Source organism: Kitasatospora sp. NPDC007106, from assembly GCF_040634455.1.
GTDB lineage: Bacteria > Actinomycetota > Actinomycetes > Streptomycetales > Streptomycetaceae > Kitasatospora > Kitasatospora arboriphila.
Genome location: NZ_JBEYFP010000236.1, coordinates 1 through 8420 on the forward strand (window position 1 = coordinate 1; position 8420 = coordinate 8420).

Sequence of the window (8420 nt, forward strand, 5' to 3'; positions counted from 1 at the left end):
GGCCGGTCCGCAGCGCCCGGTGCAGCCTGCGGGCGATGTGCACCAGCAGCCGGTCGCCGGCGGTGTGGCCGAGGCCTCGTCCGCGGTCAGCGTGCGGTCGTCCGCGCGGAAGCGCAGCGTGTACGCCAGCGACTTCTTGCCCTCGCCGGCCTGCTCGCCGGTGAAGACGTCGAACAGCCGGATCGACTCCAGCAGGGCGCCGGCGCCCTCGCGCAGCGCGGCCTCGACCTCGGCGGCCGGCACCTCGCTGCCCACGATCAGCGCGACGTCCTGGGTGGCCACCGGGTACGCCGACACCGGCGGACCGCTGACCTTCCGCACGCCGTCGGCGAGCAGCACGTCCAGGTCGATCTCCATCGCGCTGGTGCGCTCCGGCAGGTGCAGCGCCTTGACGACGCGCGGGTGCAGCTCACCGGCGTGGCCGACCACCCGGCCGTCCACCAGCAGCTCGGCGCAGCGGCCGGGGTGCCAGGGGGCGCGCTGGCCCTGTCGGACGGTCAGCTCCAGGTTGGCCGCGCGCGCGACGGTGCGGGCCGCCTCGACCGCGTCCGCCCAGCAGGACGGCACGCCCTTGCCCCACCAGCCGGACGGCTGGCGCTCGCCGGCCAGCGCGACGGCGACCCGGCGCGGCTGGTCCGGCAGTGCGGCGTCGAGCTCGGCGAGCTCCTGCTCGGTCGGCCGGCGCTCCACCGAGAGCCGCGGCGCGACCTTGAGCTCCGCCTTGGGCAGGAAGACCGTGCCGGTCTCGAACAGCGCCAGGTCGGTGTTGCCGCGGCCGACGTTGCGGCGCAGCGCGCCGAGCAGGCCCGGCAGCAGCGTGGTGCGCAGCGCCGGCTCCTCGTCGTTGAGCGGGTTGACCAGCTTGACGGTGCGGCGGCGCTCGTCGTCCTTCTCCAGGCCCAGCCCGTCGAACGCGGCCTCGCCCAGGAAGGGGTAGGCGTTGATCTCGACGTAGCCGGCGCCGGCCAGCGCGACGCCCATCCGCCGGTGGAAGCGCTGCGCCTCGGTCAGACCGCGGCCCGGCGGCACGTTGGGCATCCGGGCGGGCACGTTGTCGTAGCCCTCCAGCCGGATGACCTCCTCCGCGAGGTCGTACGGGTCGGTGAGGTCGGGGCGCCAGCTCGGCGGGGTGACCTCCAGGACGTCGGCGCCGACCACGGTGCAGCCGATCTCCTGCAGGCGGCGGGTGACCGTCTCGCGGCCGTACTCGGTGCCCGCCACCCGGTCCGGGAGGTCCGCGGCGATGGCGATGGTGCGCACCGGGTGCGGGGCGGCGATGTCGGTGACACCGGCCTCGGCGGTGCCGCCGGCGATCAGCACCAGCAGGTCGACGGCGCGCTGCGCGGCGGCGCGGGCGGCCTCCGGGTCGACGCCGCGCTCGAAGCGCTTGGACGCCTCGGAGGGCAGCTTGTGGCGCTTGGCGGTGCGGGCGACGCTGATCGGGTCGAAGTGGGCGGCCTCGATGACGACCTCGGTGGAGCCGACGACCTCGCCGGTCTCCGGGTCGAGGACCGGGTCGAGGATCTCGGTGGTGGCGCCGCCCATGACGCCGGCCAGGCCGATCGGGCCGGAGTCGTCGCAGATCAGCAGATCCTCGGCGGACAGCTTGCGCTTGACGCCGTCCAGCGTGGTGAGGGTCTCGCCCTCCTCCGCGCGGCGGACCAGGATCGCGCCGCGGACGCGGTTCCGGTCGTAGGCGTGCAGCGGCTGGCCGACCTCGAGCATCACGTAGTTGGTGATGTCGACGGTCAGCGAGATCGGGCGGATGCCCGACTTCTGCAGGCGGCGCTGCAGCCAGATCGGCGACTTCGCGGCCGGCTCGACACCGGTGACGGTGCGGGCGACGAAGCGGTCGCAGCCGGCCGGGTCGGCGACCTTGACCGGGTAGCCGAAGGCGTTGGCCGGGGGCACGTCGAGCAGCGCCGGGTCGGCCAGCGGCAGCCCGTACGCGGCGGCGGCCTCGCGGGCGACGCCGCGCATGGACAGGCAGTAGCCGCGGTCCGGGGTGACCGCGATGTCGAGCACCTCGTCGACCAGCTGCAGCAGCTCGATCGCGTCGGTGCCGGGCTCCAGGTGCGACTCCAGCACCAGGATGCCGTTGTGGTCGTCGCCCATGCCGAGCTCGCGGGCGGAGCAGATCATGCCGGCCGAGGTGTGGCCGTAGGTCTGCCGGGCGGCGATCGGGAAGGGACCGGGCAGCACGGCGCCCGGGAGCACCACGACGACCCGGTCGCCGACCTGGAAGTTGGTCGCGCCGCAGACGATCTCCTGCGGCTCGCCGGTGCCGTTCGCGTCGCCCACGTTGACGAAGCAGTGCCGGATCGGCTTCTTGAAGCCGGACAGCTCCTCGATGGAGAGCACCTCGCCGACCACCAGCGGGCCCTTGAGGTCGCCGCCGAGCTGCTCGACGGTCTCGACCTCCAGGCCCGCCCGGACGAGCCGGGCCGCCACGTCGCGGCCGGTCTCGCCCGCCGGCAGGTCGACGTACTCGCGCAGCCAGGAAAGCGGGACGCGCATCAGATCTCCATCCCGAACGGGAGGGTGAAGCGGACGTCACCCTCGACCATGTCGCGCATGTCGGCGACGTTGTGGCGGTTCATCAGGATTCGCTCCAGGCCCAGGCCGAAGGCGAACCCGCTGTAGCGGTTGGGGTCGACACCGGCGGCGACCAGCACCCGGGGGTTGACGACGCCGCAGCCGCCGAGCTCGATCCAGCCCTCGGAGGAGCAGGTGCGGCAGGGGCGGTCCGGGTTGCCGACGCTCGCACCGCGGCAGACGAAGCACTGCAGGTCCACCTCGGCGCTCGGCTCGGTGAACGGGAAGTACGAGGGGCGCCAGCGCAGTTCGAGGTGGCCGCCGATCAGCTTCTCGACCAGCACCTCGATGGTGCCCTTGAGGTCGGCGAAGGTGATGCCCTCGTCCACCGCGAGGCCCTCGACCTGGCGGAAGACCGGGGTGTGCGTGGCGTCCAGCTCGTCGGTGCGGTACACCCGGCCGGGGCTCACCGCGTACAGCGGCGGCTGGCGGTCGAGCATGGTGCGGATCTGCACCGGGGAGGTCTGGGTGCGCAGCACCACGCCGGAGTCGGCGGAGCCGTCCGGGGCCTGCACGAAGAAGGTGTCCTGCATGGAGCGGGCCGGGTGGTCCGGGTGCAGGTTGAGGGCGTCGAAGTTCAGCCACTCCGCCTCGACCTCGGGGCCGGAGGCGACCTCGTAGCCCATGGCGACGAAGGTGTCCTCGATGCGCTCGGCCATGGTGGTCAGCGGGTGCCGGGCGCCGCGCGGTGCGCGGTCGTACGGCAGGGTGACGTCCACCGCCTCCTCGACCAGCACGCGGGCGTCCCGCTCCGCCTCCAGCTCGGCCTGGCGGCGCGCCAGGGCCTGGTTGACGGCTCCGCGGGCCTGGCCGATCAGCTTGCCCGCCGCCGCCTTGGCGTGCGGCGGCAGCGCGCCGATCTCACGGTTGGCGAGCGCGAGCGGCGAACGGTCGCCGGTGTGGGCGACCTTGGCCTGCTTCAGCGCGTCGAGGTCGGCGGCGGCGGCGAACGCGGCGATCGCCTCGTCCCGGGCCTGCTCCACCACCTCGGGCTTGAGGGCCTCGACCTCGACCGGGTCGTACGACTTGTTGGGTGCCGACATCTCTATCTTTCCCGTGCTCCTGCTCGTGAAGTGGATGGCTCGCCCTTGCGCTACGCCCGGCGTGGCCGGAACACGGGCAGCCCCTGGCCGGTGCCGGGGGGCGACCGGGAGGGGTGTCCGCGGCACGGCCGCGCAGGGCGTCCCACAACGCCAAAGGTCGAGTGTAGTCGCAGCACGCCGACGGCCGGTTCGCCGTCCGTGGCCGTGTGCGCGAGGAGCCCGCCGGGCGCGGACCTACAGCATGAAGTCCGGCACGCCCGCGGGCAGGGTAAATCGGAACCGGGCGCCGCCCGAGGGGGCCCTGCTGATCCGGATGACGCCGCCGTGCGCCTCCACGATGCCCTTGACGATGTAGAGGCCGAGCCCGGTGCCGCCGCGCTTGGAGCCGCGCCAGAACCGGGTGAAGACGCGCGGCATCGACTCCTCGGGGATGCCGCTGCCTTCGTCGCTCACGGTGACCGCTGTCCCTTCCACCGTCCTCGGCGGGGTGCCCGGATGCTGCCGGCCGGCCGCCTCGACGATCTCGACGGCGGGGGCCACCTCGATGGTGACAGTCCCCTCGCCGTGCCGCACGGCATTTTCCAGCAGGTTGGCCAGCACCTGGTCGATCTTGTCCGGGTCACCCCACTGCTGGCGCAGGCCGTCGGCGATCCGGATGTCGAAGCGCTCGGCCGGGATGCCGGCGGCCACCTTGCCGTCCACGTGCCGGCGGACGGCCGCCGCCAGGTCGACCACCTGCTTGCGGATCTCCAGCCGGCCCGCGTCGATCCGGGAGATGTCGAGCAGCTCGGCGATCAGCCGGGTGACCCGGTCGGCGTCGGCGTCGACGGTCTCCAGCATCACCCGCTTCTGCCCGTCGTTGAACCGCTCCCACTTGGCCAGCAGGGTCGCCGTGAACCCCTTGACGCTGGTCAGCGGGGAGCGCAGCTCGTGCGCGACGGTGGCGATCAGCTCGGCGTGGCTGCGCTCGGTGCGCCGCCGGGCCTCGGTGCCGCGCAGCGCCACCACCACCCGCTGCACCGGGCCGCCGGGCCGCTCCCGGACGTACCGGGCGGAGACCAGCACCTCGCAGCCGCCGGGCAGCAGCAGGTTCCGCTCGGGCTGGCCGGTGCGCACCGCGAGGCCGCCGTACGGGTCGGTGAGCTTCCACCAGCGGCGGCCGTCGAGGTCCTCCAGCGGCAGGGCGTCCTCCAGCGGGGTGCCGAGCACGGCGTCGCGGCGGCGCCCGGTGAGCCGGGCCGCGGCCCGGTTGAAGCAGACCACCCGGCCGTCGGCGTCCGCGACGACCAGGCCGTCGGGCAGGTCGTCCGGGTCCAGCTCCGCCCCGCTGCCGACCATGGGTGTCCTCCCCTGACCCACCACCGTGCTCCCCGCCGAGGCCGACCCTAGCGCTCCTGCGGCCGTGTGCGACACCCTCCGGGCGACCGCTGCGCGCGGGCCGAGGCGTAGAGGCACACGGCGGCGGCCGTGGCCAGGTTGAGGCTCTCGGCGTGTCCGTGGATGGGCACGCGCACCACCTCGTCGGCGAGCGCGCGGGTCTCCTCCGGCAGGCCCCAGGCCTCGTTGCCGAAGACCCAGGCGACCGGCGCGCCGAGAGTGCCCTCGTCGAGCTCCTGGTCGAGGTCGCGCTCGCCCGCGCCGTCCGCCGCCAGCACCCGCACCCCGGCCGCGCGCAGCTCGGCGACGGCCTCCTCGATCGGCACGCCGGTGGCGAAGGGCAGGTGGAAGAGGCTGCCGACCGAGGCCCGGACGGCCTTCGGGTTGTACGGGTCCACCGAGGCGTCGGTGAGCACCACGGCGTCCGCGCCGGCGGCGTCGGCCGTCCTCAGCACGGTGCCGGCGTTGCCGGGGTCGCGGACGTTCGCGAGCACCGCGACCAGTCGGGGCCGCGCGGCCAGCACCTCCTCGAAGGGGGTGTCGATGAAGCGGCACAGCGCCACGACGCCCTGCGGGGTGACGGTGTCGCAGATCTCCGCGATCACCTCCTCGGTGGCGGTGAGCAGCGGCAGCCCGGCCGCGCGGGCGGCGTCCGCGATGTCGGCGTGCCGCTCCAGCGCCTGCGGGGTGAGGTAGATCTCGACCACCGCGTGCTCGGCCGAGCCCGGCAGCCGCCCGTACGCCACGGCCTCGCGGACGGCCTGCGGGCCCTCCGCCAGGAAGCGGCGGTCCTTGCCGCGCTGGTTCCGCCGGGCCAGCCGTCGCGCCGCGACGACGCGCGGGGAGCGCAGGGAGGTCAGCAGGGGGGTGTCGGTGCTCTGCATGCTCTCGTTCTCTGAGGGGCCTGGAATGCGCATCGGGCCCGCAGGCGGTACGGCCTGCGGGCCCGAAGAGCTCACCTACCGGGGCTCGGCCTGGATCAGGCGGCCTTGGGGGCGTTGACGTCCTCCGGCAGCGCCTTCTGCGCGACCTCGACCAGCACGGCGAACGCGGCGGCGTCGTTGACGGCCAGGTCGGCGAGCATCTTGCGGTCGATCTCGACGCCCGCGGCCTTCAGGCCCTGCACGAAGCGGTTGTAGGTCATGCCGTTGGCACGGGCCGCAGCGTTGATGCGCTGGATCCAGAGCTGACGGAAGTCGCCCTTGCGCTTCTTGCGGTCGTTGAAGTTGTAGACGAGCGAGTGGGTGACCTGCTCCTTGGCCTTGCGGTAAAGGCGGGAGCGCTGGCCGCGGTAACCGCTGGCCCGCTCGAGGATGACCCGGCGCTTCTTGTGGGCGTTGACTGCCCGCTTGACGCGTGCCACTTGATTACTCCTTGGGTTGGACCGCGGATGGCTCCTGGCGGTCCGTCAATCGATTGGGTCGGGAAGGATCAGCCGGTTCCGCGGGGGCGCCGCGGGCGGGCGATCACTTGCCGAGAAGCTTCTTGATCTTCTTGGCGTCGGCGGGGGCCATCTCGACGGTGCCGGCCAGCTTGCGGGTCAGCGTCGAGGGCTTGTGCTCCAGGAGGTGGCGACGGCCGGCACGCTCGCGCAGCACCTTCCCGGAGCCAGTGATCTTGAAGCGCTTGCTGGCGCCGCTGTGCGTCTTCTGCTTCGGCATGTCGCCGTATCTCCTCGTCGGTCCGCCCCGGCCCGCACAGTGCTGTGCGGGCCGGGAGTGGATTGTTCTCCTGGCCGGGACGGGAGCCCCGGCCGTTGTGGCCGTCCGTGCGGGGCCTGGGCCTTTCGGCTCAGCTCTCCTGCTCGGTGTCGGCCGGCTGCTCGACCTCGGCGGCGGGCGCGGCCTCGACGGCCTCGTCGGCCTCGACGGCTTCCGCGGCCTCGACGGCCTCGACGGCTTCCGCAGCCTCGTCGGCCTCGTCGGCCTGGGCCTCAGCGGCAGCACCCGGGGTGCGGCCCTGACGCTCGGCCTTGCGGGCGTCCGCGAGGGCGCGCGCCTCGGCCATCGCCTCGGTCTTCTTCTTGTGCGGGCCGAGAACCATGATCATGTTACGGCCGTCCTGCTTGGCCGAGGACTCCACGAAGCCCAGGTCCTGGACGTCCTCCGCGAGACGCTGCAGCAGTCGGAAGCCCAGCTCGGGGCGGGACTGCTCACGACCGCGGAACATGATCGTGATCTTGACCTTGTCGCCCTGCTTGAGGAACCGGACGACGTGACCCTTCTTGGTGTCGTAGTCGTGCGGGTCGATCTTCGGCCGGAGCTTCATCTCCTTGATGACCGTGTGCGCCTGGTTCTTGCGCGCCTCACGGGCCTTCATCGCCGACTCGTACTTGAACTTGCCGTAGTCCATGAGCTTGCAGACGGGCGGCCGTGCGGTCGCCGCAACCTCGACCAGGTCGAGGTCGTACTCCTGGGCAAGCTCCAGCGCCTTGGCAAGCGGCACGATGCCGACCTGCTCGCCGCTGGGACCGACGAGTCGCACCTCGGGGACGCGAATCCGGTCGTTGATGCGGGGCTCGGTGCTGATGGGGCCTCCTCGGTTGCACCTAATTCAGTGCGGCCGTCGGGCGGCGGTCGCACGTCGTGGTTTCGACCACTGGGCGGGGCTTCATTCATGCTCCGCTGCCCGGGGAACAGGCACCGAACGCACGAAAAAAGCCCCGCACGGTACAGGCGGGGCTCCACACAACCGGGGCGCCCCTGGCGGGACGCCGCTGACGATCGCGCACCTCGCGGCGCACGTCGCGGACCGGACCCGTCGACCCGGGGGCCGATCGGGTGGGAGACTGTCGCGGTTGCCCTCTCGGGCCTCCTGGGTGGAGCCTCCACTTGCTGGCCGGGTGTCCGTACGGACTCCTGGCCGGTCAGTCTCGAATCATAGCAGCGTTCGGGCGGCCACCGTTATTCCGGCCCCGGTCACGCCGCCTTGTACGCTCCCTGTGTACGTCCACCGGCCAGACGGAGTGAGCCACCTTGAGCAGCCAGCCCCACGAGCACGACGACGAGCAGGCCGTCGGCTTCGACGACCTCACCCGCGACATCGCCGAGGTCCCGGCGGTCGAGGTGATCACCACCGTCGCCGTCCACCTCATGAGCGCGGCCGCCGTCAAGTGCGGGCTCGCCGAGGGCGGCGAGGCCGACAAGGACCTCGACGAGGCCCGCAAGCTGATCACCGCCCTCGCCGGGCTGGTCACCGCCGGCGCCCCCGAGATCTCCAACTTCCACGCCGCACCGCTCCGGGACGGGCTGCGCTCCCTCCAGCTCGCCTTCCGCGAGGCCTCCGTCGTCCCGGACGCCCCGGGCGCCGGCCCCGGCGAGAAGTTCACCGGCCCGGTCTACTCCTGACCGGAGCGACCCGCCCCGGGATCCGGGGCGACCGCTGAGGGGCGCGGGGACCTGCGCG

8 protein-coding genes are annotated in these 8420 nt (G+C 73.1%); 1 reads left to right on the plus strand and 7 read right to left on the minus strand.

Going from position 1 to position 8420, the window contains the following annotated elements:
* From pheT to infC, 7 genes are all read right to left on the minus strand, one after another.
* Positions 1-2517 (minus strand): phenylalanine--tRNA ligase subunit beta (gene pheT, locus ABZ641_RS19110; RefSeq protein ID WP_359983232.1); only part of this gene is annotated, 2517 nt, incomplete at its 3' end.
* Positions 2517-3638, minus strand: coding sequence for a phenylalanine--tRNA ligase subunit alpha (gene pheS, locus ABZ641_RS19115; RefSeq protein WP_344621646.1), 1122 nt, complete (start codon positions 3636-3638; stop codon positions 2517-2519). The genes pheT and pheS, both read right to left, overlap by 1 nt.
* A 234-nt stretch (positions 3639-3872) precedes the next feature.
* Positions 3873-4976 carry an ATP-binding protein gene (locus tag ABZ641_RS19120; protein WP_359983234.1) on the minus strand — a complete coding sequence of 368 codons (1104 nt, stop codon included), beginning with the start codon at positions 4974-4976 and terminating at the stop codon, positions 3873-3875.
* A gap of 47 nt (positions 4977-5023) precedes the next feature.
* Positions 5024-5899, minus strand: a complete 876-nt coding sequence (locus tag ABZ641_RS19125) for an RNA methyltransferase (protein WP_344621644.1) — start codon at positions 5897-5899, stop codon at positions 5024-5026.
* Positions 5900-5994: 95 nt separating this feature from the next.
* Positions 5995-6378 carry a 50S ribosomal protein L20 gene (gene rplT / locus ABZ641_RS19130; RefSeq protein ID WP_030268651.1) on the minus strand — a complete coding sequence of 128 codons (384 nt, stop codon included), beginning with the start codon at positions 6376-6378 and terminating at the stop codon, positions 5995-5997.
* Positions 6379-6481: 103 nt separating this feature from the next.
* The gene (rpmI, locus tag ABZ641_RS19135; protein ID WP_344621643.1) at positions 6482-6676 is read right to left on the minus strand and encodes a 50S ribosomal protein L35; all 195 of its coding nucleotides are present in this window, start codon (positions 6674-6676) and stop codon (positions 6482-6484) included.
* 130 nt (positions 6677-6806) lie between these two features.
* Entirely contained in the window at positions 6807-7568 is a 762-nt protein-coding gene (gene infC / locus ABZ641_RS19140) for a translation initiation factor IF-3 (protein ID WP_344621709.1), read from the minus strand.
* 422 nt (positions 7569-7990) lie between these two features.
* On the opposite strand from infC, the gene ABZ641_RS19145 reads away from it, so the two are divergent.
* Positions 7991-8362, plus strand: a complete 372-nt coding sequence (locus tag ABZ641_RS19145; protein WP_344621642.1) for a DUF1844 domain-containing protein — start codon at positions 7991-7993, stop codon at positions 8360-8362.
* Positions 8363-8420 lie beyond the last annotated feature (58 nt).

What these genes read in the sequence shown, in the direction of transcription:
- pheS (WP_344621646.1), bottom strand. Translation starts at nt 3,638, where the DNA reads ATGTCGGCACCCAACAAGTCGTACGACCCGGTCGAGGTCGAGGCCCTC.
- rpmI (WP_344621643.1), bottom strand. Translation starts at nt 6,676, where the DNA reads ATGCCGAAGCAGAAGACGCACAGCGGCGCCAGCAAGCGCTTCAAGATC.
- ABZ641_RS19125 (WP_344621644.1), bottom strand. Translation starts at nt 5,899, where the DNA reads ATGCAGAGCACCGACACCCCCCTGCTGACCTCCCTGCGCTCCCCGCGC.
- ABZ641_RS19120 (WP_359983234.1), bottom strand. Translation starts at nt 4,976, where the DNA reads ATGGTCGGCAGCGGGGCGGAGCTGGACCCGGACGACCTGCCCGACGGC.